The organism is Alkalicoccobacillus porphyridii (assembly GCF_007293315.1).
GTDB classification, from domain to species: Bacteria; Bacillota; Bacilli; order Bacillales; family Bacillaceae_D; genus Alkalicoccobacillus; species Alkalicoccobacillus porphyridii.
Map to the genome: position 1 here is coordinate 1 of NZ_VLXZ01000156.1, position 285 is coordinate 285.

Sequence of the window (285 nt, forward strand, 5' to 3'; positions counted from 1 at the left end):
GTACGGTAACGAAATTATCTTTCAGCAAGGAGCTGTGAAAATGTCTCAAAATAAGGCTTTCAGCACGCCATTTATCCTGGCTGTTCTTTGTATTTACTTCAGCTACTTCCTGCACGGCATTAGTGTTATTACGCTTGCCCAAAATATGTCATCTCTGGCGGAAAAGTTTTCCACTGACAACGCGGGCATTGCCTACTTAATTTCCGGTATCGGTTTGGGGCGATTGATCAGTATTTTATTCTTCGGTGTGATCTCCGATAAGTTTGGTCGTCGGGCGGTGATATT

The 285-nt window shown here is 43.5% G+C and carries 1 pseudogene; it reads left to right on the forward strand.

Going from position 1 to position 285, the window contains the following annotated elements:
* Positions 1-40 precede the first annotated feature (40 nt).
* Positions 41-285, forward strand: a pseudogene (locus FN960_RS23875) (MFS transporter); the annotation flags it as partial.